Source organism: Butyricimonas sp. BSD2780061689_150309_C8 (genome assembly GCF_015560935.1).
In the GTDB taxonomy this organism is placed as follows: domain Bacteria; phylum Bacteroidota; class Bacteroidia; order Bacteroidales; family Marinifilaceae; genus Butyricimonas; species Butyricimonas paravirosa.
This window is the reverse complement of the sequence record NZ_JADMSV010000008.1, coordinates 60822-87329: the sequence shown is the minus strand read 5'-3', so window position 1 is coordinate 87329 and position 26508 is coordinate 60822. Positions and strand designations below refer to the sequence as shown.

The window sequence follows — 26508 nt, the reverse complement described above, 5'->3', positions numbered from 1 at the left end:
ACGGGGAATGAAACCGATAAGTGGAATTGTTAATTCGATCAGCGAGTTGATTGGTCAATTGACGCTCCCGGCGAGGGAGAAAAAAGAGCTGGAAACCGGGTTATTGAAATTGATTCAGGAACTGGAACGGGAATTAGCACAGGCGAGAGCGGTTACGGTACAGGAGGAAGTGAGGGGGAATTGGTTGCAGCGATCGTGGCGGCCGCTGGTGATGTTGACATTTGCCAGTGTTATTTTGATCGGGACTTTTACTAGTTTACCGATTCCGGATGAAACTTCGCGGTTCTGGGATTTATTGGAGATTGGGTTGGGCGGGTACGTGGTAGGCAGGAGTGGGGAAAAAATGGCAGAGGCCATTTTTAAGATAAAAGGTAAAAACTAAAAGATAAAAACTAATCAATTTAAATTTTTTGTTATGGAGGTATTTTCAAGTTCTAATTCACCATTTTCAATTGTAAACCATCGTTTGGTGGGTGGTGGGGTAATTCATGTTGTGTGTGAGAAGAATAGGCGAGGATTGGGAGAGCCGGATATGATTATTTTGCATTACACGGGAGGTACTAGTGCCATGTCTTCGGCAAAATTCTTGGCAAGGTCGGATGTGAAGGCGTCGGCTCACGTGGTGATCGGGCGGGACGGGCTGGTGATACAATTGGTGCCGTTTAATATCGAGGCTTGGCACGCGGGGAAGAGTAGTTACGGGGGAAGGAGTGAGTTGAATCATTATTCAATTGGGATTGAGCTGGATAATTTGGGGCAGTTGCGACTGGAAGGGGGAAAGTTCGTGGCAGAGTGTGGTCGGGAAGTTCCCGTGAAGGAGGTGTACACGGAAGATTCGGGTGAAGTGCCGACATATTGGCATGATTACACGGACGTGCAGATGCGGGTGTTGAACGAGGTGTGTGGTTTGCTGGTGGATACTTATCCTATCAGGGATATCGTGGGGCATTCGGACGTGACATCGAGAAAGGTGGATCCGGGACCGGCATTGAGGGTGGCGGACTGGATTCGGTATTATTGATTTTAGGTTTTGAATTTTAGATTGAACTCCCTCCCCCCTTCGGGGTGCTCCCTCTATAAACAGAGGGAGAGTGGGATTACTCGCTGTTTTTGGGAAACTTTTCATTCTAAATTTTAAATTTTACATTTTAAATTCCATTCTTCGTGTAGGGCCCATGCGGGGAGTGCGGGATCATTTTAAATTTTCTGATTTATTCATTTTTAAATTTTAATGTTATGGCAAAATTTAATTCTTATTTATTAGGCAAGGTAAAGAAGTCCGTTGGTAACGTGACGATGTGTTACACGAACAAGCAGAATATCGCGAAGGCGAAGATCTTTTCAAGGAGGGATAACCCGACACCGGAGATGCTTGATCAACGGGCGAAGATGAAGGTGCTGGTTCAGTTGTCTCGGAGATTGATTCCGGTGATTCGGAAAGGTTTCGTGGGTATGGGAAATGGTACGACTTCGAATGCTTTCGTGAAAGCGAATCAAGTAGCCGTGGAAGTGGACGAGAAACACGTGGCAACCATCGTGTTTGATCAGTTAAAGATGGCTACCGGGTTGTTGTACACGCCTAAGGTAACTGTAACGTACGCCTCGGAGAGTAAGATGTATTCTTTCGAACAGGAGATGCAAGAAGAAGAGGAGGGGTATGCGTTGGCGGATGACAAGGTGTATGGAGTGTTGCTGGAAACCGTGTTGAATCGTGCCAAGATCGTTCCGTTGAGAGATCGGGGAGAGAATGGTAACACGAGTTACGCACTTCCCGAGGATTGGGATGAGACTAACGTGAAGGTGTATTGTTTCGCAACCTTGAAGAACGGGAGTGCGGCATCGGACAGTCGTTATTTGACGGTATGATAAGCGTGTACTTTTTTACCGGAATATTTTTCACGCTGGGATTTGATGCTTTCCTCTCGCGGGTGGCTGATGATTTCGTTACGGGGGTGTTGAGTATCGTGGGAGGAGTGATTAGCTCGGTTGTGGTGGCTTGGTGTAAGGATCGATGGGAACGGAAACGTTCCGGACGATAAGAGAAAGGGGTGGCTTCGGCTGCCCCTTTGGTTTGTAAAGTGAGGGGAGTTTTCATCATGATGAAAACTTTGATCTAATTTGCTTGAAGTTTTCATTATAATGAAAACTTTTTCGTATTTTTGGAAGAGTTTTAATTATAATGAAAATGGAGAATATAAAATATAGAGAACATTATTTGAGGAAAATAGAGCCCTTTATGGGAACGTCTTTGATCAAAGTTATGACCGGACAACGTCGAGTTGGGAAAAGTTATATTTTATTTCAACTAATAGAATTGATCCGGAAAAAGGAATCCGAGGCAAATATTATTTATATAAATCTGGAAGATATCGCTTTTGATTTTATAAAATCTGCAAAGGAGCTATATGCTTACGTGATGAGTAAATGCTTAAAAGAGAGTAAGAATTATATATTTATTGATGAGGTGCAGGAGGTTCGTGAATTCGAGAAAGCTCTACGTTCACTGGTTTTGAATGAAAATAACGATATATACGTGACGGGGAGTAATGCAAAAATGTTGTCCGGAGAATTAGCTACTTATTTGGGGGGACGGTATATTGAGTTCACGATATATAGTTTGTCATATCCTGAGTTTTTACAATTTCATGGACTTGAAAATTCGGATGAAAGTTTTAGATTATATACTAGGTATGGAGGATTGCCCTATTTGATGCATTTGAAATTAGAAGATGGAATTGTTTTTGAATATTTAAAGAGTATATATTCCACGATTGTTTATCGGGATGTGGTTAGCCGATATGCTTTACGGAATACTGATTTCTTAGAGAGGTTACTTCTGTTTCTTGCAGATAATGTGGGAAGTATATTTTCAGCCAAAGGGATAAGTGATTATTTGAAATCGCAACGAGTCACGCTGGGGGTGAATCAGATCCTGACTTATATCGAGCATTTTACAAATGCTTTTATTATTTCTTGTGTTGATCGGTATGATATTGTGGGGAAGCGTATTTTTGAGGTAGGAAATAAGTATTATTTTGAAAATCTGGGAATTAGAAATGTTATAGCAGGTTTTAAACTCCAAGATCAAGGGAAAGTATTAGAAAATATTGTTTATAATCATTTGCTTTATCAAGGGTATAAGGTTTCCGTGGGAGTATTGGAGAAACAAGAAGTTGATTTTATTGGTGAGCGGGAGGGAGAAAAGGTGTATGTACAGGTTGCGTTACAATTAAATGATGAGGCAACTATCCAACGGGAATTTGGCAATCTTTTAAAAATAGAAGATAATTATCCCAAGTTTGTCATCTCACAAGATTTATTTCATGGAAATACTTATGAGGGAATACAATATTTGGGGATTCGTGATTTTTTAATGAATGTTAGGTAAAAAAAGAGACTGAATAATCAGTCTCTTTTTTCGTATTATCTTTTCAACTTTTCAGTTAAAAGCGGAACGATCTTGCGAACATCGCCGACGATACCCAAGTCTGCCACGTTGAAGATTGGGGCAAATTTGTCTTTGTTGATTGCGATGATGTATTCGGATTCTTCCATACCGGCCAAGTGCTGGATAGCTCCGGAGATTCCCATGGCGAAGTACAAGTCGGGACGTACGGTTTTACCGGTTTGTCCTACCTGACGTTCGTGTCCCAATACTCCGGCATCAACCATGGCACGAGATGCGGATACTTCAGCACCGATGGTGTTTGCCATTGCACGTAACATATCGAATCCTTCTGCATTACCCACTCCACGACCTCCGGAAATCAATACATGAGCTTCGGTGATATCAACCAAATTCTTGGTTTGTTTAACTGTTTCAAGAACACGTACACGGAATTTAGATTTATCGAAGTTGATTTTTACATCCTCGATCGTTCCTTGCCGATTCTCGTCACGTTGTCCCATGCGCATTACGCCCGGACGAACGGTTGACATTTGAGGACGGTGTTCCTTACAGATGATGGTTGCCATCAAGTTTCCACCGAATGCCGGACGGGTCATTAACAAATCCCGTTCTTCAGAAACTTCCAATCCGGTACAGTCTGCAGTCAATCCGGTTTCTACACGGGCAGACAAGCGCGGGCCGAGGTCACGACCGATGGTCGTTGCCCCGATCAGCACGATGCTCGGTTTGTTGTCACGGATGATCTGGTAAATAGCCTGTGCGTAAGGTTCGGTAACGTAGGTTGCCAATTCCGGTGCATCCACACGTAACACGGTGTCAGCCCCGTAAGCAATACATTCCTGAGCTTGTGTCGTCAGGTCATGTCCCAATAACATGGCATATACTTTTTCATTTAAAGCATCAGCTAATTCTCTGGCTTTACCTAACAATTCCAGACCCACGTTTTGGATAACGCCTTCTCTTTGTTCAACGAAGACGTAAACGTTTTTATATTGTGCCTTATCCATCTTCTAATTTCTTTATTAGATAATAAATTTTTCTTTCAATTTGCTGATAATAATGTCTACAGCTTCTGCAGGGTCTACTTCGTAGATTTGTCCGGCAGCTTTCACACCCTTGGTGAATGATTTGAATACACGGGTCGGTGATCCGTTCAATCCGATCTTCTGGTCATCCACGGTGATGTCATTGTAGGTCCATGTTTCGATGGGGTGGTTGTAAGCCTCAACGATTCCTCTTACAGACATATAACGGGGTTTCACTCCGGATGCCAATGCGGTGAACACGCAAGGAGTGTCTACCTGTACCATCTGGTAACCGTCTTCCATGGATTTCTTCACCGTGAAAGTCTTGTTCCCGTCGAAAGTCAAGCTTTCCACGTAAGTTACTTGCGGTAAATCCAGATGCTCGGCGATCTGCGGACCCACCTGTGCGGTATCCCCGTCGATAGCCTGACGTCCGGTGATCACCAAGTCGAATTCCAGAGATCTCAAGGCTGCGGCAATTGTATTAGAAGTGGCCAACGTATCGGCTCCACCGAATTTGCGGTCGCTTAACAGGATGGCACGATCCACTCCCATGGCGTATGCTTCTCTCAAGATTGCTTCAGCCTGGGGCGGTCCCATGGTGATCACGGTTACGTGTGCTCCATATTGATCTTTTAATTGAAGGGCAAATTCAAGTCCTCCCTTGTCATCGGGATTCATAATACTGGGTACACCGTCTCTGATAAGGGTTCCTGTAACGGGGTCCAGTTTGATTTCCGTGGTATCCGGAACTTGTTTAATACAAACAACGATCTTCATGTCAACTGTCTTTTACTTTAATAAATTTGCTGCAATCACCATTCTCTGAACTTCTGACGTACCCTCGTAGATTTCAGTAATCTTGGCATCTCTCATCATTCTTTCAACAGGATATTCACGGGTATATCCGTATCCTCCGTGGAACTGTACGGCTTTGGTCGTTACTTCCATGGCCGTCTCTGCCGCGAATAGTTTAGCCATAGCTGCATCTGCGGAATAAGGCACTTTCAGGTCTTTTTTGTAGGCAGCTTGTCTTACTAATAAGCGGGATGCTTCCACTTTGGTTTGCAGATCAGCCAATTGGAATTGAGTGTTCTGGAATTGACCAAGGGATTTTCCGAATTGTTTACGCTCTTTCACGTATTTCACGGTTTCGTCCATAGCTCCTTGGGCGATACCTAATGCTTGAGAAGCGATACCGATACGTCCGCCGTCAAGTGTTTTCATGGCAATGCCGAAACCTTTACCTTCTTGTCCGAGTAAGTTCTCGGCAGGAACGATGCAGTTTTCCATGATCAGCTCGCAAGTAGCCGAACCGCGGATACCCATTTTCTTCTCTTTTTTACCGATAGAGAATCCCGGGAAGTCTTTTTCCACAATAAAGGCGGAAATTCCCTTGGTCCCTTTGGATTTATCGGTCATCGCCATGATGATATACACGTGTGCATAGCCGGCATTGGTGATGAAGATTTTAGATCCGTTAAGCACGTAATGATCTCCCTCTTTCACCGCGAAAGTCTGTTGTGCGGATGCGTCGGTTCCGGCGTTCGGTTCTGTCAGACCGAATGCTCCGATCCATTCACCGGAAGTCAACTTGGGAAGATACTTGGCTTTTTGTTCGGGCGTACCGTGTTCCATGATCGGTGCGCAGCACAAAGAGGTGTGTGCGGACACGATTACTCCGGTCGTGGCACATACACGGGATAACTCCTCTACCGCCATCGTGTAAAGGATGTTGTTACCACCGGCACCGCCGTATTCAACCGGGAATGGGATACCCATAATACCAAGTTTTGCCATTTTTTGAACGGTTTCCATCGGGAATCTTTCTGATTCGTCCACTTCCGCCGCCAGAGGTTTTACCTCTTTTTCTGCAAACTCTCTTATCATTTGTAAGAAGAGTTGGTCTTGTTTTGATAGACTGAAATCCATTATTATAAATGTTTTTAATTGATCGAAGCTAGTTTTTAATTCTAAATCAACATTTCTTCAGAATTAAGGCCGTCCCCATGCCCCCTCCGATACAGAGGGATGCAAGACCTAATTTTGCTTCATTGTTTATCATTTCGTGTACTAATGATACAACGATGCGGTTTCCTGATGCCCCGATGGGATGTCCCAGTGCAATTGCACCACCGTTGATGTTCGTACGTTCATTTATCCATTCTCTCGTAACGCCGTGTTGTGCCATGAGTTCGTGAATGACTCCCAGTGATTGTGCTGCGAAAGCCTCGTTTAACTCGATCACGTCAATGTCGGATAGTTTGATACCGGCATTCTTGAGTGCGTTGGCAATGGCTGGCACGGGTCCCATACCCATGATGGCCGGGTCCACACCGCCTTGTCCGACACCAATGATCTCGCATAGAGGGGTTAAATTGTATTGTTTAACAGCCTCTTCCGATGCGATCAGTACGAATGATGCCCCGTCGTTGATTCCTGAAGCGTTACCGGCCGTGACGGAACCCTCTTTTTTGAAAGCGGGACGTAAGGTCGATAATTTTTCCAGGGAGGTCGTCCGGTTCGGGAATTCATCCGTGTCGAACACGTGAGTTTCTTTTTTCACCTTGTACTCTATAGGCACGATCTCTGACTTGAATTTACCATTATCGATAGCCGCAATAGCACGTTGTTGCGATTCGATTGCAAATTCATCCTGTTCTTCCCGGCTGATCGCGTATTTCTCCGCGATGTTTTCAGCCGTTATGCCCATGTGGTAGCCTTCGAAGGCGTCCGTCAGACCATCATACACCATATGGTCCACTACTGTCACGTCGCCCATCTTGTGCCCGTCACGTACTCGTGCTGGGAGGATATAGCCCGCATTGGACATGGATTCGGTTCCTCCTGCAATGATCAGGTTCGCCAGCCCCGATTTGATAGCGGTTACACCATTGAGTACGGCTTTCATACCGCTCCCGCATATCATGTTGATTCCGTAAGCCGGAACTTCTTGTGGGATCCCTCCTTTGATGGATGCCTGACGGGCTACACCTTGACCCTGTCCGGCGGATAGTACGTTGCCGACGATCACTTCATCAATATTGGCGGGATTGACTCCGGTTTCCGCGATAATGTTTTTTATTACGGCGGCACCCAAGTCTGCTGCTGTCATTGAAAGAGTTGTTCCTAAAAATTTGCCGATCGCAGTTCTTTTTGCTGCTACGATATAGGTTTTTGTCATTGAGGCATTGCTTTTAAGTTTTTGGAAATTATTAATTCACAGCCTGTAGCTGCTTTGATGTCATCTAAAGTAAATTCAGGGTTTAATTCTACCAGTTCGATTCCGGCAGGGGTAATGTTCATAACACCCATTTCGGTGATAATCATGTCAACTTCCCCGGCAGCGGTTAACGGCAGCGTGCATTCTTTTAAAATCTTGTGATTGCCTTTTGCCGTGTGTTCCATGGCAAGGATCACTTTTTTAGCACCTACCAACAGGTCCATGGCTCCACCCATACCCGGGGCTTTCTTACCGGGGATGATCCAGTTTGCCAAGTTTCCTTTCTCGTCTACCTGTAAAGCACCAAGAATGGTGACATCCACGTGTCCACCGCGGATAAGTCCGAAAGAGGTTGCGCTGTCAAAGCTGCAGGCGCCTTCGATCGCCGTGATGTAGCCACCACCGGCATCCGTCAATTCCGGATTTTCTTTACCTTCTTCCGGTTTCGGACCCATACCTAATAATCCGTTTTCGGATTGTAGGATCACGTGTACGTTTTTGGGCAAGTAGTTCGGTACCATCGTTGGCAGTCCGATTCCCAAGTTTACCACGTCGCCGTCTTTTAATTCGAGAGCTACCCGTTTTGCGATAACTTCTCTTACTTGATCTTTATCCATACCGTTTTCAATTTTAAATTGTAAATTTTAGATTGTAAATTGATTACCGATGAGTCCTGTAATTTAAAATTTAAAATCTAAAATTTAAAATGCTATTTATTTTTTCTTCTAACAAATTCTTGCGCAACAAATGACGCCACGTCATCTGCATAGGTGTTCATGCCGAAGCCTGCATCGTAACCCAGCTCTTTTGCCAGCTCGTGGGAGATACGAGGACCACCACAAGCCAAGATTACTTTATCCCGCAAGCCTTCTGCCTCCAGCATTTCCACGAGTTCGATCAGGTTCTTGATGTGAACATCTTTCTGGGTGACGGTCTGGGATACCAGAAGAGCGTCGGCTTTCAGCTCGATAGCTTTGGCAATAAACTCTTCATTGGGCACCTGACTTCCCAAGTTGTGAGCCTCGATCATGTCGTAACGTTCCAGTCCGTAGTGTCCGGCAAAGCCTTTCATGTTCATGATGGCGTCGATACCCACGGTGTGAGCGTCGGTTCCGGTACTTGCACCTACAACAATCAAAGGACGTCCGATATTTTCACGGATGAACTCGTCAGTTTCGTGCATATCCCATTTCGTTCCTTCTACTTTCGGAACATGAATACTCGTGAAATCCACGGTGTGCGTGCAGCTTCCGTAACAGTTGAAGAAGGTGTAACCCTCGGTCAACTCTTTGTGGAATACTACTTGCGGGTTTTCAAAACCCATTTTTTTCAATAATTGTTTTGCAGCTTCGATAGCCTCATCCCCGGCAGGCACGGGCAACGTGAAACTCAATTGAGTTTTCCCGTCGTTCATCGTGTCCCCGTAGGGTTTTATTTTTTTCAGATCCAGCGTCTGGTCGAAATCATTTTTTTCGGTAGAATATAATCCTCCACTCATAATGAATTGAAAATTGAAAATGCAAAATTGAAAATTATCAATCGCATCGGTTTAAATTTTATTTTTATTCACTCTCTTGAAACTTGGAACTAAAAATGACAAGTCGTCATTTTCAATTCTCAATTTTCAATTTTCAATTGCCTTTCAGCATTAACTCGATAAACGGATTGTAATAATTGGCACCTTTGGCTGCAACTCCGTCAAGTCCTTTACCGCCATTCTTCGGACGTTTCACGTCACCGAAGATTCCTTTTTCCAAAGCGGTGAAAAGACCTTCACGTTCAATGTTCTCAAGTAATGCGATAGCGTTGTTCAATACTTCCTTGGCACGACTTTGGATGATACCGTCCTTTTTGAACTCTACCTCGTCACCGATATTCTTCATGTTACCGAAGATATACTTGGCATTCTCGATAGAAAGATAACGGTCGGACATGAACGGTGTGTGGATAGCTTCTGTCGGCATACCCAATAATTGGATTCCTTGTGAAGTCCAGATTCCGATCATGTTGAAAAGTGCATCCTGAATGTGTCCGCGGAAAATATTTCCCGTCATGAATTTGGTTGGAGGCATATATTTTAAAGTGGCTTTCGGGAAAATCTCACGGGTCATTTGAGCCTGAGACAATTCCAGTAAGAAACCGTTTTCAAGAGACGGGTCCATTTCGAAAGCGTGTCCTAATCCCATTTGTTCTTCTTTCAGTCCGGCGATCAAGGCCAATTGCTCGTTGATCAAGTCGGATGCCAGCACGGTGTGTGCCTGTTCCACGGCATCAGCGGTTGTCAGGTAGTTGTCCTCTCCGGTGTTGATGATCACCCCGGCGAATCCGTTGATCACTCTTGACATGAACTGGTCAACCAGTGTACGTTGCATATTAATATCCCGGAACAAGATCCCGTAAAGAGCGTCGTTCAACATCACGTCCAAACCTTCCAAGGCTCCCATTGCCGCGATTTCCGGCATACACAGGCCGGAGCAATAGTTACATAAGCGGATGTAACGGCCTACTTCTTCGCCCACTTCATCCAAAGCCTTACGCATGATGCGGAAGTTTTCTTGTGTAGCGAATGTTCCCCCGAATCCTTCCGTGGTAGCTCCATAAGGCACGTAATCCAACAAACTCTGCCCTGTTGTACGGATTACGGCAATGATGTCAGCCCCCTGACGTGCGGCAGCCTGTGCCTGTACCACGTCTTCGTAGATGTTTCCGGTAGCCACGATCACGTAGAGGTAAGGTTTCGGACCTTCCCCGATCGTGTTCAAGTAGTTTTCTTTCTTGGCACGACGATCACTGATCCGTTTGATACTTGCGTCAACGTGCGGTTTCAGTGCGGCTTTAATCTCATCTGTCGGGTGAACGGGTAACGTGGTGATGTCCAGAGTCCCCTCTGCAACGTTCTCTGCTATTTGTTGCGGGTTCATTCCGGTTTCCACGATAGCGTTTCCGAGGAAGAATAGAATACCTTCACCTAACACGCCTTTGTCTTTGATCTCATCTACCAGCACGTTGGGTAGGGGTACGGTGTTAGCGTCGACCCCGTCAATACCGAGCAAACGGCATAACGTACGCTCAACGGCAACGGTAGAGTATTGTTCCACGAATTTTTGTACATCGTCGGCTATCTTCCGGGCCACGTCCTTCGCGTGTGCCACTTTGGTGAAATCAAGCCCTAGTTTACTGTTCTGCATATCTTTGTTCTGTTATTAATTTCTGTTCTTCTCTTCGTCATCCAAAAACTCCTCTGCTTTGTCCAACAATTCTTCGTCAACGCCCAGAATACGGGCGATGCGCATGGCTTCTTGCGGCACGGAGTCGTGAGTATCTTCGATTAGCGAGTAATCGATGAACTCGTTTATATTATTGATGGTCAATTGACCTTTCACGTGTTCTTTTACAAATCCTTTTACCCGCATTTTTTTACAATGGGCTTTGATCCCGCTGTAATGGCTGGTAATCAAGGAGCGGACTCCTTTATCCGTCAAGAAGTCGAGCATGGCATTCACGATTGCTTTCCCTTCCGTGGGGTTGGTGGTTCTAGCCAGTTCATCAATCAGGATCAAGGCGTTTTTACCTGCTTTCACGTCTTGCACGATAGCATTTACCCGTAGCATTTCCGAGGCATACGAGGACAGTCCGCTTAATTCGGATTGCTCGTCCCCGATGCAAAGGAGAACTTCGTCAACCAAGGCAATCTCGGCTTGTTCTGCCGGAACGTAAAAACCAAATTGGAATAGCGCTTGTGATAGTGCCACGGTTTTTAGGATAACGCTTTTCCCGGCCATATTGGCTCCGGTAATTAAACAGGCTCCTTGCTCGATGTCAATGTCAATTGCCTGGAATTTCTTGCCTTCCTGCCAAAGAACCTCTTTTACTTGTGGGTTGAATATTTTTATATAGCGAGTTGTGCCAGAGGAAATTTCCGGTTTGCACAACTGCATATCAATGGTCTGTTGGGCTTTTGCCAACAGGATATCTAAAGTTGCCGTGTTTGTCAGGGCTTCATTAATTTCTTTTTTATAGGGATGAATCTGTTCGGATAACTTTTCCCGGATTTGGTCTTCTAATTCCGTGTGTTCGAATTGAAGTTGATCCAGTACTCGTTCTTCTGTTTTTTCATCCATTTTAAGCGTCTTCATTTTTGCCCGCAGGGCTGCCAGTTCCGGGGAATAGGCATCGTACACGTAAAAATGAGGAATACGCATCTTTTCGGGATCTAGAATGTTTACTACCGGTTCCAAGTCCGGGAGTGAAACAACCGTGATATTTGCTGATAGGAGCAATTCCCGCATCTCCACGACCAGCAAAGAAAAAGCTTTTAATTCAAATAGTTCAATGTCATCCAGTATCTGTGATTCCGTCACCCGGTTCGCTGTTCCTCGGACATCCTTCACTTGCATCAGTTTGACTTTGATCTTGGTAATGGTGTCTGTTAGTTCGGAGGTTTGTAGAATATTGCGCATTACCTCGGTTTTGTCCAATTCTTGGGCAATTGCTTCCGGGGTACGCAAATAAGGTAATGTGTTCAAGATCCGTTTCGCCAGACCGGATTGAATTTCCAGTTTGTCGATCATGAATCTGAATCCGTTAATTTCTTCTATGGCACTTCTTAAAAACACCGCTACTAATTTTAGATTTAATGATTTATGATTTTAGATTTCAGCCGCACGGGCCGTCGCTTCTAAATTCATTTTCAATTTTCAACTTTCAATTCTTTTGACGTCATAAACAGGAATTCCCAAGCTTTCTTGCATGGCAACTCTTAGTTCGTCGGAATCCAAACAATAGCCTTCCGGAGATTGGGGATTGATGCAAACGGCCAGTAGTTTACTTTTTTGCAATACCTTCATGGTACCGCCTTTTTTAAGGAAGGCGTAGTATGTTTCCATGGAGGCAAACATTTTAGTGAAATCACGGATGATCAATGTGATCTCCTTGATTTGTTTCTGCTGCCGTAGGAATTGCAATAATTTGTCACTGATGGCGCCTGCCACGTATAACGTGTTCCCGTACTTGAAAACTTCATCTTTGTTATTTTCAAGCATAAATACGGAAGGTATGTTCAGATCGTGAACTTTCCCGTTTTCGTCAATGGACCACATTCCTTGCTCGATGTCAATCAGTTGCCGGATGATTTCCGGCTCTGCTTTCTCCAAGCAAATGAGGTCATACACGTATTTTGTTTTTCTAACCAGTTGAGGAATATTACAGGAAACCGCAGCTCCCGTGGCTAACACCATGGCTTCCGTCACTGCCGGAGAGCTGAGACTGAGGCGGGAGAGTGCTCCGTCGACGATGGTGGTATCCACGTCAAAACGTTTCATCCCTTGGATGAGGGCTTTCAATGATCCCGTGTCGGCAGGCCCTGATAACAAGGCTTTTCCCGAACTGACAGCTCTGGCGGTTACCAGACGTCCTAACGAGGTTTGTTGTGTGCTGACATCCATGATCTCTGCCACCAGACGTTTAGATCGGTAATGCATCTCCGACGTGATGAATATCATGTCTTCAAAGATTTCAATTTCCGGCTTGGGCGTTTGGCAAACCTGATCCCTGTTTTCCCCGTCGATGCCTATTGAGGTAAGGGCGAAACGCTTTCCCGTATTCTTCACTTTCCGAAGAATATAGTTCAGACATTCCGTTTTTCCGGCATTTTTTGCCAGACCCACGATTGCTATACTATTGTATTTTAGAATCTCCTCGATAAACATTGGTTATTGATGATTTATTGATTAAGTGATTCTGTGATTTCCAGAGAAGAGACTAAATCACTTAATCGGAAATCACGGAATCACTTAATTATTTTATTCGTGATGATTTCTCTCGTTACGAGCCAAATGTTTGGGTTCAATAGAGAGCATATCGCCATTTAACAGTGCGGCGACACCTTCTTTGCGAGCTCGCTCACATTCCGGGCAGTGGCACTCTTCCTTGTAATCTGTCGGTTCCGTGTAGGTCGTGATAACACCTTCGTAGTTTCTCAATACAACCCGGTTCGGAGATTGAGAGATCACGTAGTTCGGCATTACCGGAGTCTTACCACCACCACCGGGTGCGTCAACCACGAATGTAGGAACTGCATATCCGGAAGTGTGTCCACGTAAGTTCTCGATGATCTCGATACCTTTGGAAACCGGAGTACGGAAGTGTTCGATACCCATAGAAAGGTCACATTGATAGATGTAGTACGGGCGAACACGCATTTTTACCAATCCGTGCATCAATTTCTTCATCACGTAGGTACAATCGTTGATACCTCTCAGTAACACGGTCTGGTTTCCTAACGGAATACCTGCATCAGCTAGGCGAGCGCAAGCGGCAGCTGATTCTTCCGTGATTTCGCTCGGGTGGTTGAAGTGGGTATTTAACCAGATCGGGTGATATTTTTTCAGCATATTCACCAACTCCGGGGTAATTCTTTGCGGGCATACTACCGGGGTCCGGCTACCGATACGGATGATTTCCACGTGAGGGATTGCTCTCAAACGGCTGATAATGTACTCCAAACGATCGTCGCTTACCAACAATGCGTCACCACCGGACAACAGCACGTCTCTTACTTGCGGAGTCTTGGCGATGTACTCGATACATCTGTCAATACGTTCGGTCGGGGAGGCACTGTCTTTTTGTCCTGCAAAACGTCTGCGGGTACAGTGACGGCAGTACATGGAACATTGGTCCGTGATCAAGAACAACACCCGGTCCGGATAACGGTGAGTTAATCCCGGTACGGGAGAATCGCTGTCTTCGTGTAACGGGTCTTCCAAGTCTGCGCTGGCTTTGTGTAACTCCAATGCAGAAGGAACGGCTTGTTTGCGTATCGGACAATGCGGGTCGTTCTTGTCGATTAAACTTAAATAATATGGGGTGATTGCCATTCTCAGCATTTGTAATGCTTTACGAATACCCTCTTCTTCGCTGGGATCCAGATCAAGATATTTTTTTAATTGATCCACAGTCTCGATTCTGTTTTTCACTTGCCATTTCCAGTCGTTCCATTGTTCATCTGTTACTTCCGGAAAAAATTCTTTTCGTCTGCTTTCAGCCATCTCAGTTTATTTATTTTAGATTTATCTTTTAATTTTTATCTTTTATCTATAAAATCGTATCGCGATGTTATTTCACGTATAGTCTATTAAATAGTTCCCGAATCTCCTCAGACTCCCGAATGATACTCAATGTCAGTTCGGCATGTCCTTTGGCGTATCCGTTCCCTACGATTAAATTTATATCTTTTCCTACTCCCTCAGCTCCCAATGCCGCTTTCGTAAAGCTGGTCGCCATGGAGAAGAAATAAACGCATCCTTGTCCTTTTGTGACGAGAATCGAGGTCATTTCTGTCGAGGGAACATTTACATTGTTAATTGTTACCTCGCAACCTCTTTCCCCTGCAATGGCAGTCACTTTTTTATACACGTCCATCACTTTTGTCGCATCGGCAACAATAACGTGAGTGGCGAGATTCATCTCTTTAATTCTTCGGGCGTTCTCTTCCGAGTATTCCACCACGATGACCTTTCCGTAAGGTCCAACGTTTTTCATGGCCTGGTAGCAACAAAGTACTCCAGACTTTCCTCCCCCTCCGATGATACATACCGTATCTCCTTCTTTTACCAGACGGGCCACTTGAGCCGGGGCTCCAGCCACGTCCAACACGGCTAATGCCAGTTTTTCCGGAATATCATTCGGTAGCACGGCATATAAGCCGCTTTCAAACAGGATCGCTTGTGCGTCCACGTCAACCTGATCTGATGCCGGGTCAAGATGCTTGATCTTGTTTATTTTTAATGGGGTCAGGGATAAGGAAACCAGTGTGGCAATTTTATCTCCGACCTTCAGTGATTTGTCCGGGAAATTAGGCCCGATCTCTTTCACTGTTCCAATGAGCATACCACCCGATCCGGTAACAGGATTTTGCATTTTACCTCTCTCTGCCACGATAGAAAGAATCATCTCTTTCATTTTGTTCGCATCCCCGTTACAAGCGCTTTTAATCTGCGTGTAACTGGCCGAATCAATGTTTAATGTTTGCACATCTATCAGCAATTCGTTGTCATAAATGCTCATCGTGTTATCCAGCTTTAATGCCGGTTGTGGAAGTGTACCTTCCGGAGTAATTACCCTGTGTGTTCCGTATCTACAACCCTTGTCCATCAAATGATTTTAAATTTTAGATTTTAAATTTAATGATTTATGAAGATGTATCAAAAACTCCCTCCCGGCTCCGCCGTACTCCCTCTATAAACAGAGGGAGAGCTGGTAAATCTTCTTGAAACCGGGTAGTAATTTAACTCATCCTCTGTTTATAGAGGAGGTGGCAGCTTTGCTGACGGAGGAGTTTCTGAGACATCTTCATAAATACTTAATTATATTAAGCGTAAAGTTCAGTAAAGATCTTTCTCAAAGCTTCGCTTTCTCTCAGTTCTTGAAGAGTGATCTCTGCGTGTCCTTTCGTGTAACCGTTACCAACGATCATGGTCACGTCGCTACCAACACCTTCTGCTCCAAGAGCTGCTTTCGTGAAGCTGGTTGCCATAGAGAAGAAGTAAACAACTCCCGTGTTCTTCGTACAAAGGATAGAAGTCATTTCCGTATCGGTGATGTTCACGTTGTTGATCGTAACGTCGCACATTTCGCCATTGGTTAACTCCTCGATTTTCTCCATTACCGGAACGGGTTGAGTTGCGTCGGCAGAGAATACATAGTCGCAGAAACCAAGTTTCTGTAAACGTTCGGTACTCTTTTGGCTGTGGCACAAACCGATTACTTTACCAGTAACGCCTGCACGTTTTTTAGCCTCGTAACAGCACAACATTCCTGATTTACCACCAGCACCAATGATTAACACGGTGTCGCCCGGTTTAACCAATTTAGCGGTTTGAGCGGGGGCTCCTGCCACGTCCAATGCCGACAAGGCCAAGTTTTCAGGAAGATCAGCCGGGATCTTGGCGTAGATACCACTCTCGAAAAGGATAGCTTTACCGTCAATGTCTACTTGGTCGATGTCCGGGCGAATATCTTTGATCTTGTCAATGCGAAGCGGGGTCAAAGAAAGAGAAACCAAAGTGGCAATCTTATCACCTTCTTTCAAATCGATTTTGCCTTTCAATGCATCACCGATTTTTTCAACCGTACCTAACAACATACCGCCTGATCCGGTTACCGGGTTACGATGTTTTCCTTGTTTTGCAACAATGTCCATCATGATTTCAGCGATCTTTGCTTTATCACCACCAGCTTGTTGCTCGATCTGAGTGAAACTAGCTGAGTCGATATTTAAAGTCTGAACGTCGATCAGGATTTCGTTGTCGTAGATCTCGTCCATGTTGTTGTCAATCTTGTTGGCGGGTTGTGGTAATACTCCCTTTGGTTCGATTACACGGTGGGTTCCGTATTTATTTCCTTTCTTTTGCATAGTATAATTAAATTTGAAAATTTATAAATCGATTATTTTAAAGGTTTTAATCCTAAAATTTCTCTTGCTTCCGCGGAGGTGGCGATTGGACGACCTAATTCTTTGGCGATACGAACCACTTTGGCAACTAATTCACCATTAGATTTAGCCAACACGCCTCTTTCCAGATAAAGATTGTCTTCAAAACCTACTCTCACATTACCACCCATCGCGATAGCGGGAGCTGCAAGCGTGAAAGCATGACGACCGATCCCGGTTGCTGTCCACGTAGAACCTGCGGGAATTGCGTTTACAAGCCAGCAAAGGTTCGGTACCGTGGCAGGAGTACATCCGGGAACACCGAGAACAAAGTTGAATTGCATCGGGGCTCCGGGAACCTGACCTTTTTTAGCCATGGTTAATACGGTGTCAAGATGTCCCATTTCGAAACATTCGTATTCCGGTTTGATATTGTTTTCGATCATTCTCTTTCCGAAGTCTCTCATCATCGGCATGGTATTCTCGAACACCTCGTCTCCGAAGTTACAGGTACCACAATCCAGCGTGGCCATTTCGGGGAATAGTTCTGTCGGCTGAAGACGTTCTTCTGCGGTCATTCCCACGGCTCCTCCGGTAGAGGGGATCAAGATCACGTCCGGGCATACCTTATAAATAGCGTCGATACACTCTTTGAAGCGTGCTTTGCTTTGAGTCGGGGTACCGTCATCTTCACGAACGTGAAGGTGGACAATAGCTGCACCTGCGTCTACAGCGGATTTCGCTTCTCTCACGATCTCTTCTACTGTATAAGGGACGGCGGGGTTTTGTTCTTTGGTAACTTCTGCCCCGCAAATGGCTGCTGTGATAATTAATTTCTCCATAATAATAATTTAGATTATTTCTTTCTCTGGTCTTCTTTTTTCACCACGCAGGTTCCGCTTGCACGGCAAACTACGATCGGTTCTTCCAGTACATCTGCTGCCGAAGCCGAAATGTCAGGTCTGGATGCGATTACTTTCTTTGCCTCGAAAACCATTTTCCGAGAAGTGTTTCCTACTTTCACGATCTCTCCGGTAGCCTCGATATAATCTCCGGCATAAACAGGTGCCAAAAACTCCACGTTGTCATAAGCCACAAACAACCCTTCGTCACCGTCATGCATGATTAATAATTCCGTGGCCACGTCTCCGAACAAATGTACCATGTGAGCCCCGTCAACCAAATTACCACCGTAATGAGCGTCTTTTGCACTCATTCTTAATCTTATCATTGATTTTTCCATTTCCTTTAATTTTAAATTTTAGATTTTAAATTGAGAACCCATTTTCAATTTTCAATTATGAAGTCCACCATGATTGACGGTGTCTTCACGTTTTCTGCGGCGATTTCACCGACTTCAACCAGTTCGTTAATTTCGGCAATTACCAAATCAGCGGCAGAAGCCATTAACGGGTTGAAGTTTTGAGATGTTCCCCGGTAAACCAGATTTCCTGCTTTATCTCCAAGGCTGGCGCCAACCAACGCGATGTCGGCTCTCAACGGTTTTTCCAACAAGTAGTCTTTGCCATCCACGTTGACGATCTGTTTTCCTTCGGCCACGATGGTTCCCATTCCGGTTTGAGTCAGGATTCCTCCCAGCCCGCAACCGCCGGCACGTACACGCTCTGCCAATGAACCTTGCGGGCAGAATTCGATTTCAAGTTCTCCGCTATTCATTTGTTCGCTCGTGTGCGGGTTCGTCCCGATATGTGACACGAAAAGTTTCTTTACTTGTTTGTTGGCAATCAATTGACCCACTCCTTTGTCCGGGTAAGCCGTGTCATTACAGATCAACGTCAGGTTCTTAACGCCTGATTTCGCTAACGCATCAACGATTTTGTTAGGGGTTCCGTTTGCGAGGAATCCGCCTACCATGATGGTCATACCATCTTTTACTTTTGATACAGCCTCTTCGATAGAAATAAATTTACTCATAGGAAGCATTTTTATATTGTTTCAGTTAAATATTTAACACATTCGCATTGATTTGTCAAATTTATATCATTTGGAGCAATAAATGAAATATTTTCAACACAAAAACGGAAATAATTCTTTATTGAGAATCATTTTACGTAGTCGAAAATAAATATCTGTCACCGCCTCTGAATTTGCGGTATTAAATTATGAAATTTTAAGATAAAAACCAACGGTTTGATTGAAAAAGTGCAATTATTATGCTGATAATCAATTTTTAAGAGGATATGGGCAGGTTAATTGGATTTGTTTGCCCCTTGTTGCTTGTATTCGCTTGGAGAGCAACCCACGAATCTTTTAAACAGGCAGAGAAATGTTTGGGTATTGGGAAAGCCTAATGCGAGAGCAATTTCTGAAATTGTTTTATTCGAGCTTGTTACGAGGTATTTCGCCATGTCTATTTTTTTCAGGCGCACGTATTCCCGGAGTGTTTTTCCGGTTTCTACCCGTACGAGATCATTGAGATAGGCAAGAGATTGGGGGATCCTTTCATGAACGTACTCGATCGAGCGTAATTCCGTTTTTGTCCCGTGTTCCGCTTGGAGATATTGTTCCAAAAGTTGATTGAAATACGCCAAAATATCATTATTTATATTGCATCGGGTGATGAATTGACGTTCGTAAAATCGCAGGCAGTAATCTAGGAGTAATTCGAGATGTACGGCTAGTAACCGGAGGCTGAACCGGTCAATGTCTCTTTGTAATTCTTTCTGAAAATTACTTATGCATCCCAGGATAATTTGTTTTTCCCGTTCGGATAAATGAAGGGATTCGTTTTCCTGGTAGGAGAAGAACGAGTATTCGGATTTCTTACAGACCAATGATGTTTCGTTGAAAACTTTGGGGTGGAACGCGATGCCTAAAATGCTGGTCTGTTCCGGAGTGTCGTGCTGGGTGATGTCAATAGTTTGTCCGGGAGCTTTGAATACTAACGTGCAGGATTGAAAATCATGACACCTGCGACCGTATCTGAAATCACCACATTGTACTTGTTTGAAGAATAGAGCGTAGAAATCGCCGGAAATAGAGAGTTGACCGAGGCGTGTGGCTTCGGCTAGGTCAATAACACTTAGGAGCGGGTGTAATGTCTTTTGTCCGATTAGCGTGTTTAGCTGACTGATAGATTCTATTTTCTGCGCATGGTTGGCCATAATGATATGGTTCGTAGTCGGTAAAACTTTGCTTGTCGCTAGATAAACTCCTCCGGCCTTCGGCCACCTCCTCTATAAACAGAGGAGGTGCTGGTAACTCTTCCCGAAGATGGTGAGTATTCCAACTCTCTCTCTGTTTATAGAGGGGAGTTTAAAATGATTTTTATTTTATCACATCAATTTCTTTCAGCCATTTTTCTACTTGCGGGCGGGCTGAACTTGCCGATCCGCCACTGGTGATGAATCCTTTTTTATTCGTGGCCTTGCTTGTGTTTTTCACGAAATCCTTAAAACAGTTTTGTTCACCACCTCCACCGTGTGTGCAGAACGGGATCACGATTTTACCTTCTAGCTTGTAGCTCTCTAGGAATGTCAAGATCGGCATGGGCATTGTTCCCCACCAGTTCGGGAAGCCGATAAAGATAATATCATACTCTTCCATGTTCTTCACCTTCTCTTTTAATTCGGGGCGGGCGTTGTCATTTTTTTCTTTTTTGGCGACTTCCGTGCAAGCGTGATAATCTGCCGGGTACGGTTTTGCTGTCTGTATTTCGAATAAATCTCCGCCTGTCAGCTCTTTGATATGATTCGCTATCGCTTTGGTGTTTCCGCTACGTGAAAAATAAGCGACCAGTACTTTCTTCCCGTTAGAAGTTTTTTGTGCTTCTACATTCATGCTAAATGTTGCCATAACTGTTGCAATTATTAAAAAATACATTGTTTTCATCATGATATATTATAAAATTGTCCATTTATTTTGTGATACAAATATATAGGGTATGGCGGGGATTGTGTGTAGATAAATTACAGATATGTGTACCATTTTTACTGATTTTGAATATCCGGTGAAAAAACTTAAGCGAGAATTATTATTTTTGTTTCAAACAAAAGCCTTGAATGTTATGGGTGAAATATTGAAAATGAATACGATTCATGATTATCATGAATTTTTAGGAGTAAAGACTTTGCATCCTTTGGTGAGCGTGATTGACCTGTCGGAAGTGCCTCCGGTTCGTTTAGCTCGTAAGAATTTTGGTTTTTACACGGTCTTTCTGAAAGATGTCAAGTGCGGGGATCTTCGTTATGGACGCAAGATGTACGATTACCAGGAAGGTACTTTAGTTTTTATCGCACCCGGTCAAATCGTAGGGGATGATGATAATGGGACTAGGGTACAGGTGAAAGGATGGGCGTTGCTTTTCCATCCCGATTTATTATTGGGGACGTCTTTGGGGCGCAAGATGAAGGACTATTCTTTTTTTTCTTACGAGGCGAACGAGGCTCTTCATATGTCTGACCGGGAACGAGAGATCGTGATTAATTGTTTTCAAGAGATCCGGGAGGAGTTGGAACACGCTATCGATAAACATAGTCGATCCATCATTACCGCTAATATTGAAGTATTTTTGAATCATTGTGTCCGCTTTTACGATCGGCAATTTATAACTCGTAAGGATGTGAATAAGGATATTCTTACCCGGTTTGAAGATTTGTTGAACGGTTATTTCGAGTCGGATGCCCCGGTTTCTTATGGTTTACCTTCTGTTGCTTTTTGTGCGGATAAACTTAATCTTTCCGCGAATTATTTCGGGGATCTGATAAAGAAGGAAACGGGAAAATCGGCTCAGGAGTATATCCAATTCACCATTATCGAGAAAGTTAAGGAACGTTTTGCCGATTCGTCCAAGTCCGTGAGTGAAATTGCCTATGAGATGGGATTCAAATATCCTCATCATTTGAGTCGCTTGTTTAAGAAAATGGAGGGGTGTTCTCCTAATGAGTACAGGGTGGCATTGAATTAATCATGCCGCCTTGTTATTCCATAATTTTTTTTGACTTCTCCTATCGTAAGGTCGAATGATATTGCGTACATAATATTTAATTTAAAGATTGGAAAAATCTCTCCTGTCCAAAGAATATACGCCCATCATCAAGTTTAATAGATATGACAATACCATTAAACCTGTTGTTTTCAATATCTACGATAATCCCCTCGTACCAAGCATCTAATCCTGTTAAGTCGGGGGATACTTTTACTCTTTCACCAACTTTCATAAAGATCTTTTTTACCGCATAAAGATACGGAGATTAGGAATATAAACAAAAGAAGCATATAAAAAGATGAGGTATTTGTGGGATAATTCTTGTATGGTTAAGAGATTTTGTCAATGGTTATATGAAGAGTGGTCGGAAAATTTTATTTTTGTTTGCCAAGAAGAAATGGTAAAGGGTACTTATGTTAGATTTGAATATAAATTGAGATTTATGCGGGAAGTCATGGTTCAATATCTGCAACATCGTTTGTTGAAGTGGTTTGACGAGAACCAGAGGATATTTCCGTGGCGGGAAGATCGGGCGACGAAGTACCAGCAAATTGTTTCTGAAATCCTGTTGCAGCGCACGAAAGCAGAGACGGTGGCAAAGTACTACGATACTTTTTTCTCTAAATTTCCCGATTGGAACGCTTTGGCTAATGCTTCGCTTGAAGAGTTGGAAGAGATTATGAAACCTTTGGGATTATATCGTCACCGGGCTCGACGATTGTATAAGCTGGGGGAAGATATTCGACGACGGGGAGGTAAGATTCCGGGAAACGAAAACGAGTTGAGGGATTCCGGTTTTATCGGGTTATACGTGACCAATGCTTTCGAATTGTTTATCTTGAGGAATCGCAAACCGCTTTTAGACGTGAATATGTCCCGGTTGCTGAAACGTTATTTTAAACCGGGAGATTTTATTGACGTGCGTCATGATAAGGAGATTCAGGAGTTGGCAAATGATATTATCGAGGTGCGTCGATGCAAGGAATTGAATTGGGCTATTCTGGATTATGCAGCATTGGTGTGTAAAAGCCGGAATCCGTTGTGCGGGGAGTGCGTTCTAAATAAGCATTGTAAGTATTATGGGTTATCCCAAGGTGATGTAACCGAAGAGCCGGAGTAGTAATCTCCTGCCATCTTTGTAACAAGTTTCTTTCGTTCTTGTTCGTATATTGGCGAAGGGCGATGAAAGGGCGATGAATGAGAGGTGAAAGGGTTATGGGAGATGATTGCTCTGGGAAAAGGCTGGCTTTGCCCTAGCTTTAGGTTATGTCGACTTGTCATTCTCCCAATAGTTTCCTGATAGTTCATTTAGACCAAGGAGTATTCAACAAGCATTCATCTTGCATTTATCTTCGATAAAATTGATTTTTGATACGGTTATATTTGCAAGTCGGGTGTGTCGTGTAGTATATTAGCTATCGGGTGGGGTACACTCTTGTTTGAAAAAAGGAATAGAGAGTGGCTAAAGAGTTTAAGGGAGAGATTAGATCAGTAATAAAACTAAAGAGACTTTTGATTTGCCCAAAAGTCTCTTTAGTTTTTATTGTTGAAGTCATTGTTTGATCAGGTAGCTATCGTTGCGATTTCCTGTTGAGTTCTCGTACCAGTCTTTGTTTTGATTCCCGCCTGAAGTAGCCCAGTCTTTGAAATGAGGATAAGCCTCCAAAAAGTCTGCTTTTTCGTAAGTATGGGGAATGTCTGTCGGAACATTGATAGCCCATATTAGGTTGGAGTTGGAGGTGTAATAGATACTACTTTTCCCGATATAGGAATTCCCTTCTTTTGTTTGTTCGTAAACGGTTTGTCCGAATTCTTCTGTCGGAGCGTATCCTCTCGTGTGAATTTCTTGCCATTGGGCGGCTTTTTCCTTTATGGGTTTGGCTATGAAAAAGTCAAATGCATCAAGGGTAAGATCTGCTTGAGGAATTGAATTGCGGAATGTAATGTAAAAAGTAATATTTACCATATCGCCCTCTTGTATTCGTGCTTTTTTATCAGGATCTGTATTAAGGAATGCGAAACCTTTGGGTGCCTTCGTGTTGGTTCTAATGTTATTGAACCTGAATATAGGAGGATTTTTCTCACTATTGCCTGGGTTAAGTAATTCCATATCGGCGTTTTCTAAAGCATTGTTCGATTCTTGTTTTTCGAACTCGTCTATTTCTCCTGCCTTTATCCCTTTTATGGCAAGGCATAAATCATAAGGTAGCGAGCCTCCAATGGCTTTGACTCGAATTCCGAGGATCATTTCCTTTACCATGTTTTTGTTATTGGGATAAAGCTGCATTTTGTAGTTTACAACTAAGTCATTAAAGTCGTAATCCCCATAGGCAGGCCAAAGGTCTTCGAACATCAAAGTTCCCCAACCATTTTCCCGGGCGGGGTAAAATATAACAGCTTGATCATTTCCTCTGCTCAAGTTTGTTTTTGCCGAGTAAGCAAGAGCTGTTTCCACTTTTTCACTGTCAGAGGGAACTACATAAGTCACGGTATTATTGTTTATATCAAGAGCTTTGGCTGCTGATAATCCTGCTTCCGTTTCGTATTTGACGTAAAGCGTGTTAATGTAAGTTGGTATGTTCAATTTGACTTGGTCTACATCCTGTCCGACATAGAACGAGGCAAAAGGAGCCGTGTCTGCTCCCGTGGAAACGTACACTTTAGAAACGTGTTCCGAAGTGAAATTACAAGTCACGTTTTCGGACATTTTCCAATCGAAATCAGCAGGAACGACTAATTCCGTGAATCCTGTTGTTTCCTTTTCCTTGTGCTCAATATCTTTCTTGGCACAACTACTTATAATTGTGGATAAGAAAAATAGGGCCAAAATTAAAGCCTTTGTTTTCATGATTAGATTTTTTTGTTATTGCAACTAGACGCCGTTATTGTATTATATTGCTATAATGTTGGTGTAAAGGTATGGTCTATTTTTCGAAATTCAAACTATTTAGCAATTAATGTGTCAGATTTATATTTTTTTATTTGATAGAGACAAATAATCTTGGTTTGAAACAAGTGCTTGCTGTGTTGCCGGAAGATTAAAAAATGTGGTGAGGGGAGAAATAAAAAAAAACAGTTTGAGATTGCTCCCAAACTGTTTTGTATGATGTAGGTGTTATCTTCTTTATTTGATAACGCCCAATTTTTTACCAATCTTGATAAAGGCGGCCAATGCACGATCCAGTTGTTCACGCGTGTGAGCGGCAGACAATTGGATGCGGATACGAGCTTGTCCTTTCGGTACAACCGGGTAATAGAATCCGGTAACGTAGATATTTTCTTTCTGTAATTCGGCAGCGAATTGTTGAGAAAGAACTGCATCGTAAAGCATCAAGGCACAGATTGCTGATTCTGACGGTTTCAGATCGAATCCGGCCTCGGTTAATTTTGCACGGAAATAGTTGGCATTATCCATGACACGGTCTCTTAATTCAGTGCTCTTTGACAGCATGTCGAATACAGCGATAGACGCACCGCAGATTGCCGGAGACAAGGAGTTGGAGAACAAGTAAGGTCTTGAACGTTGACGCAACATATCGATCACTTCTTTTTTACCAGTCGTGTAACCACCCATGGCTCCACCAAGAGCTTTACCTAGAGTACCAGTGAAAATGTCCACACGATCCATGCAGTGGTGATGTTCGGCAGAACCACGACCGGTTTTACCGATAAATCCGGCAGCATGGCTATCGTCAACCATTACCAATGCGTTGTATTTTTCAGCTAGGTCACAGATTTCGTTCATCTTGGCGATATCCCCGTCCATAGAGAATACACCATCGGTAACAATGATCCGGTAACGTTGAGCTTGAGAAATCTTCAATTGTTCTTCGAGGTCAGCCATGTTGGCGTGTTTGTATCTGTAGCGTACGGCTTTACAAAGACGAACACCGTCAATGATAGAAGCGTGATTCAGTTCATCAGAGATGATGGCATCTTCCTGACCGAATAACGGTTCGAATACACCACCGTTAGCATCGAAACAAGCGGCGTAAAGAATGGTATCTTCCGTTCCGAAGAATTGAGAGATTTTAGCTTCCAGTTCTTTATGAATATCTTGGGTTCCACAGATGAAACGCACTGAAGACATTCCGTATCCACGGCTGTCCAATGCTTTCTTTGCTCCTTCGATTACCGTCGGGTTAGAAGAAAGTCCTAAGTAGTTGTTTGCACAAAAGTTTAATACAGTTTCTCCCGTGGCAAGTTTGATTTCAGCATCTTGCGGGGTAACGATAATTCTTTCGCTCTTGTATAAGCCGGCGTCTTTTATGGACTGCAATTCAGTCTTTAAAAAGTCTTGAAATTTTCCGTACATATAACTAATTTTTTTGTTTGTTTTAATGGCCTCAAAAGTAATGATTTTTTGATTATGGCGTACTCGAAAATGAATATATCGTGTTTTATTTGGTAAATAAGTTTTGAAGTATTATTATTTGGGGATAAAAACTTAGAATTCTTTATAAATTGGGGCTA

General features: G+C 43.6%; 27 protein-coding genes. 7 read left to right on the top strand and 20 right to left on the bottom strand.

Annotated features, from left to right (window positions below; translation table 11 throughout):
- Positions 1-7: 7 nt before the first annotated feature.
- The 5 genes from I2I33_RS08875 (at position 8) to I2I33_RS08855 (ending at position 3388) form a co-directional block, all read left to right on the top strand.
- Positions 8-382, top strand: a complete 375-nt coding sequence (locus I2I33_RS08875; RefSeq protein WP_087420711.1) for a 3TM-type holin — start codon at positions 8-10, stop codon at positions 380-382.
- A 33-nt stretch (positions 383-415) separates the two neighbouring features.
- Positions 416-1021 carry an N-acetylmuramoyl-L-alanine amidase gene (locus I2I33_RS08870; protein WP_087420712.1) on the top strand — a complete coding sequence of 202 codons (606 nt, stop codon included), beginning with the start codon at positions 416-418 and terminating at the stop codon, positions 1019-1021.
- Positions 1022-1236: 215 nt separating this feature from the next.
- Complete coding sequence (locus I2I33_RS08865) at positions 1237-1866, top strand: hypothetical protein (protein ID WP_087420713.1); 630 nt, start codon at positions 1237-1239, stop codon at positions 1864-1866.
- The gene (locus I2I33_RS08860) at positions 1863-2039 is read left to right on the top strand and encodes a hypothetical protein (RefSeq protein WP_162613748.1); all 177 of its coding nucleotides are present in this window, start codon (positions 1863-1865) and stop codon (positions 2037-2039) included. Before I2I33_RS08865 ends, I2I33_RS08860 begins: the two co-directional genes overlap by 4 nt.
- A 146-nt stretch (positions 2040-2185) precedes the next feature.
- A complete protein-coding gene (locus I2I33_RS08855) occupies positions 2186-3388 on the top strand; it encodes an ATP-binding protein (RefSeq protein WP_410491998.1) in 1203 nt (400 codons plus the stop codon).
- 35 nt (positions 3389-3423) lie between these two features.
- Here I2I33_RS08855 and I2I33_RS08850 read toward each other — a convergent pair whose 3' ends face one another.
- The 17 genes from I2I33_RS08850 to I2I33_RS08770 form a co-directional block, all read right to left on the bottom strand.
- The gene (locus tag I2I33_RS08850; RefSeq protein WP_087420715.1) at positions 3424-4416 is read right to left on the bottom strand and encodes an electron transfer flavoprotein subunit alpha/FixB family protein; all 993 of its coding nucleotides are present in this window, start codon (positions 4414-4416) and stop codon (positions 3424-3426) included.
- A gap of 15 nt (positions 4417-4431) precedes the next feature.
- The gene (locus I2I33_RS08845; protein WP_087420716.1) at positions 4432-5214 is read right to left on the bottom strand and encodes an electron transfer flavoprotein subunit beta/FixA family protein; all 783 of its coding nucleotides are present in this window, start codon (positions 5212-5214) and stop codon (positions 4432-4434) included.
- 12 nt (positions 5215-5226) lie between these two features.
- Positions 5227-6366: an acyl-CoA dehydrogenase gene (locus I2I33_RS08840; protein ID WP_087420717.1), complete on the bottom strand. Its 1140-nt coding sequence runs from the start codon at positions 6364-6366 to the stop codon at positions 5227-5229.
- Positions 6367-6412: 46 nt separating this feature from the next.
- The gene (locus I2I33_RS08835; RefSeq protein WP_087420718.1) at positions 6413-7618 is read right to left on the bottom strand and encodes an acetyl-CoA C-acetyltransferase; all 1206 of its coding nucleotides are present in this window, start codon (positions 7616-7618) and stop codon (positions 6413-6415) included.
- On the bottom strand, positions 7615-8274 hold the full coding sequence (locus tag I2I33_RS08830; RefSeq protein ID WP_087420719.1) for a 3-oxoacid CoA-transferase subunit B: 660 nt from the start codon (positions 8272-8274) through the stop codon (positions 7615-7617). The genes I2I33_RS08835 and I2I33_RS08830 overlap by 4 nt, the downstream gene beginning before the upstream one ends.
- A 92-nt stretch (positions 8275-8366) precedes the next feature.
- Positions 8367-9155, bottom strand: coding sequence for an OAM dimerization domain-containing protein (locus I2I33_RS08825; RefSeq protein WP_087420720.1), 789 nt, complete (start codon positions 9153-9155; stop codon positions 8367-8369).
- Positions 9156-9288: 133 nt separating this feature from the next.
- Positions 9289-10845, bottom strand: coding sequence for a lysine 5,6-aminomutase subunit alpha (locus I2I33_RS08820; protein WP_087420721.1), 1557 nt, complete (start codon positions 10843-10845; stop codon positions 9289-9291).
- A 15-nt stretch (positions 10846-10860) separates the two neighbouring features.
- Entirely contained in the window at positions 10861-12273 is a 1413-nt protein-coding gene (locus I2I33_RS08815; RefSeq protein ID WP_239428269.1) for a MutS-related protein, read from the bottom strand.
- Between the two features lie 81 nt (positions 12274-12354).
- Positions 12355-13365, bottom strand: coding sequence for a hypothetical protein (locus tag I2I33_RS08810; protein ID WP_087420722.1), 1011 nt, complete (start codon positions 13363-13365; stop codon positions 12355-12357).
- 93 nt (positions 13366-13458) lie between these two features.
- Positions 13459-14703: a lysine 2,3-aminomutase gene (gene ablA / locus I2I33_RS08805; RefSeq protein ID WP_087420723.1), complete on the bottom strand. Its 1245-nt coding sequence runs from the start codon at positions 14701-14703 to the stop codon at positions 13459-13461.
- 67 nt (positions 14704-14770) lie between these two features.
- Positions 14771-15808 (bottom strand): zinc-binding dehydrogenase, encoded by a 1038-nt coding sequence (locus I2I33_RS08800; RefSeq protein ID WP_087420724.1) that lies wholly within the window; start codon positions 15806-15808, stop codon positions 14771-14773.
- 217 nt (positions 15809-16025) lie between these two features.
- The gene (locus I2I33_RS08795; RefSeq protein ID WP_027201907.1) at positions 16026-17069 is read right to left on the bottom strand and encodes a zinc-binding dehydrogenase; all 1044 of its coding nucleotides are present in this window, start codon (positions 17067-17069) and stop codon (positions 16026-16028) included.
- 32 nt (positions 17070-17101) lie between these two features.
- Positions 17102-17929, bottom strand: a complete 828-nt coding sequence (locus I2I33_RS08790) for a 3-keto-5-aminohexanoate cleavage protein (RefSeq protein WP_087420725.1) — start codon at positions 17927-17929, stop codon at positions 17102-17104.
- Between the two features lie 14 nt (positions 17930-17943).
- Positions 17944-18330 (bottom strand): hotdog domain-containing protein, encoded by a 387-nt coding sequence (locus I2I33_RS08785; RefSeq protein ID WP_087420726.1) that lies wholly within the window; start codon positions 18328-18330, stop codon positions 17944-17946.
- Positions 18331-18374: 44 nt separating this feature from the next.
- Positions 18375-19022 (bottom strand): CoA transferase subunit A, encoded by a 648-nt coding sequence (locus tag I2I33_RS08780; protein WP_087420727.1) that lies wholly within the window; start codon positions 19020-19022, stop codon positions 18375-18377.
- A gap of 275 nt (positions 19023-19297) precedes the next feature.
- On the bottom strand, positions 19298-20212 hold the full coding sequence (locus I2I33_RS08775; RefSeq protein ID WP_087420728.1) for a helix-turn-helix domain-containing protein: 915 nt from the start codon (positions 20210-20212) through the stop codon (positions 19298-19300).
- A gap of 163 nt (positions 20213-20375) precedes the next feature.
- On the bottom strand, positions 20376-20903 hold the full coding sequence (locus I2I33_RS08770; protein ID WP_229128243.1) for a flavodoxin: 528 nt from the start codon (positions 20901-20903) through the stop codon (positions 20376-20378).
- A gap of 211 nt (positions 20904-21114) precedes the next feature.
- On the opposite strand from I2I33_RS08770, the gene I2I33_RS08765 reads away from it, so the two are divergent.
- Positions 21115-22014 carry a helix-turn-helix domain-containing protein gene (locus I2I33_RS08765; protein WP_087421282.1) on the top strand — a complete coding sequence of 300 codons (900 nt, stop codon included), beginning with the start codon at positions 21115-21117 and terminating at the stop codon, positions 22012-22014.
- A 76-nt stretch (positions 22015-22090) separates the two neighbouring features.
- Here the strand turns inward: I2I33_RS08765 and I2I33_RS08760 are convergent, their stop codons facing one another.
- The gene (locus I2I33_RS08760) at positions 22091-22267 is read right to left on the bottom strand and encodes a transcriptional regulator (RefSeq protein ID WP_118261509.1); all 177 of its coding nucleotides are present in this window, start codon (positions 22265-22267) and stop codon (positions 22091-22093) included.
- Positions 22268-22477: 210 nt separating this feature from the next.
- Here I2I33_RS08760 and I2I33_RS08755 point away from each other — a divergent pair, with 210 nt between their 5' ends.
- A complete protein-coding gene (locus tag I2I33_RS08755) occupies positions 22478-23155 on the top strand; it encodes a hypothetical protein (protein WP_162613749.1) in 678 nt (225 codons plus the stop codon).
- Between the two features lie 432 nt (positions 23156-23587).
- Here I2I33_RS08755 and I2I33_RS08750 read toward each other — a convergent pair whose 3' ends face one another.
- Positions 23588-24883, bottom strand: a complete 1296-nt coding sequence (locus I2I33_RS08750; RefSeq protein WP_087420731.1) for an LruC domain-containing protein — start codon at positions 24881-24883, stop codon at positions 23588-23590.
- 276 nt (positions 24884-25159) lie between these two features.
- Entirely contained in the window at positions 25160-26350 is a 1191-nt protein-coding gene (gene kbl, locus I2I33_RS08745) for a glycine C-acetyltransferase (RefSeq protein WP_087420732.1), read from the bottom strand.
- Positions 26351-26508 lie beyond the last annotated feature (158 nt).

What these genes read in the sequence shown, in the direction of transcription:
- I2I33_RS08875 (WP_087420711.1), top strand. Translation starts at nt 8, where the DNA reads ATGAAACCGATAAGTGGAATTGTTAATTCGATCAGCGAGTTGATTGGT.
- I2I33_RS08870 (WP_087420712.1), top strand. Translation starts at nt 416, where the DNA reads ATGGAGGTATTTTCAAGTTCTAATTCACCATTTTCAATTGTAAACCAT.
- I2I33_RS08865 (WP_087420713.1), top strand. Translation starts at nt 1,237, where the DNA reads ATGGCAAAATTTAATTCTTATTTATTAGGCAAGGTAAAGAAGTCCGTT.
- I2I33_RS08860 (WP_162613748.1), top strand. Translation starts at nt 1,863, where the DNA reads ATGATAAGCGTGTACTTTTTTACCGGAATATTTTTCACGCTGGGATTT.
- I2I33_RS08855 (WP_410491998.1), top strand. Translation starts at nt 2,186, where the DNA reads ATGGAGAATATAAAATATAGAGAACATTATTTGAGGAAAATAGAGCCC.
- I2I33_RS08850 (WP_087420715.1), bottom strand. Translation starts at nt 4,416, where the DNA reads ATGGATAAGGCACAATATAAAAACGTTTACGTCTTCGTTGAACAAAGA.
- I2I33_RS08845 (WP_087420716.1), bottom strand. Translation starts at nt 5,214, where the DNA reads ATGAAGATCGTTGTTTGTATTAAACAAGTTCCGGATACCACGGAAATC.
- I2I33_RS08840 (WP_087420717.1), bottom strand. Translation starts at nt 6,366, where the DNA reads ATGGATTTCAGTCTATCAAAACAAGACCAACTCTTCTTACAAATGATA.
- I2I33_RS08835 (WP_087420718.1), bottom strand. Translation starts at nt 7,618, where the DNA reads ATGACAAAAACCTATATCGTAGCAGCAAAAAGAACTGCGATCGGCAAA.
- I2I33_RS08830 (WP_087420719.1), bottom strand. Translation starts at nt 8,274, where the DNA reads ATGGATAAAGATCAAGTAAGAGAAGTTATCGCAAAACGGGTAGCTCTC.
- I2I33_RS08825 (WP_087420720.1), bottom strand. Translation starts at nt 9,155, where the DNA reads ATGAGTGGAGGATTATATTCTACCGAAAAAAATGATTTCGACCAGACG.
- I2I33_RS08820 (WP_087420721.1), bottom strand. Translation starts at nt 10,845, where the DNA reads ATGCAGAACAGTAAACTAGGGCTTGATTTCACCAAAGTGGCACACGCG.
- I2I33_RS08810 (WP_087420722.1), bottom strand. Translation starts at nt 13,365, where the DNA reads ATGTTTATCGAGGAGATTCTAAAATACAATAGTATAGCAATCGTGGGT.
- ablA (WP_087420723.1), bottom strand. Translation starts at nt 14,703, where the DNA reads ATGGCTGAAAGCAGACGAAAAGAATTTTTTCCGGAAGTAACAGATGAA.
- I2I33_RS08800 (WP_087420724.1), bottom strand. Translation starts at nt 15,808, where the DNA reads ATGGACAAGGGTTGTAGATACGGAACACACAGGGTAATTACTCCGGAA.
- I2I33_RS08795 (WP_027201907.1), bottom strand. Translation starts at nt 17,069, where the DNA reads ATGCAAAAGAAAGGAAATAAATACGGAACCCACCGTGTAATCGAACCA.
- I2I33_RS08790 (WP_087420725.1), bottom strand. Translation starts at nt 17,929, where the DNA reads ATGGAGAAATTAATTATCACAGCAGCCATTTGCGGGGCAGAAGTTACC.
- I2I33_RS08785 (WP_087420726.1), bottom strand. Translation starts at nt 18,330, where the DNA reads ATGGAAAAATCAATGATAAGATTAAGAATGAGTGCAAAAGACGCTCAT.
- I2I33_RS08780 (WP_087420727.1), bottom strand. Translation starts at nt 19,022, where the DNA reads ATGAGTAAATTTATTTCTATCGAAGAGGCTGTATCAAAAGTAAAAGAT.
- I2I33_RS08775 (WP_087420728.1), bottom strand. Translation starts at nt 20,212, where the DNA reads ATGGCCAACCATGCGCAGAAAATAGAATCTATCAGTCAGCTAAACACG.
- I2I33_RS08770 (WP_229128243.1), bottom strand. Translation starts at nt 20,903, where the DNA reads ATGGCAACATTTAGCATGAATGTAGAAGCACAAAAAACTTCTAACGGG.
- I2I33_RS08765 (WP_087421282.1), top strand. Translation starts at nt 21,115, where the DNA reads ATGGGTGAAATATTGAAAATGAATACGATTCATGATTATCATGAATTT.
- I2I33_RS08760 (WP_118261509.1), bottom strand. Translation starts at nt 22,267, where the DNA reads ATGAAAGTTGGTGAAAGAGTAAAAGTATCCCCCGACTTAACAGGATTA.
- I2I33_RS08755 (WP_162613749.1), top strand. Translation starts at nt 22,478, where the DNA reads ATGCGGGAAGTCATGGTTCAATATCTGCAACATCGTTTGTTGAAGTGG.
- I2I33_RS08750 (WP_087420731.1), bottom strand. Translation starts at nt 24,883, where the DNA reads ATGAAAACAAAGGCTTTAATTTTGGCCCTATTTTTCTTATCCACAATT.
- kbl (WP_087420732.1), bottom strand. Translation starts at nt 26,350, where the DNA reads ATGTACGGAAAATTTCAAGACTTTTTAAAGACTGAATTGCAGTCCATA.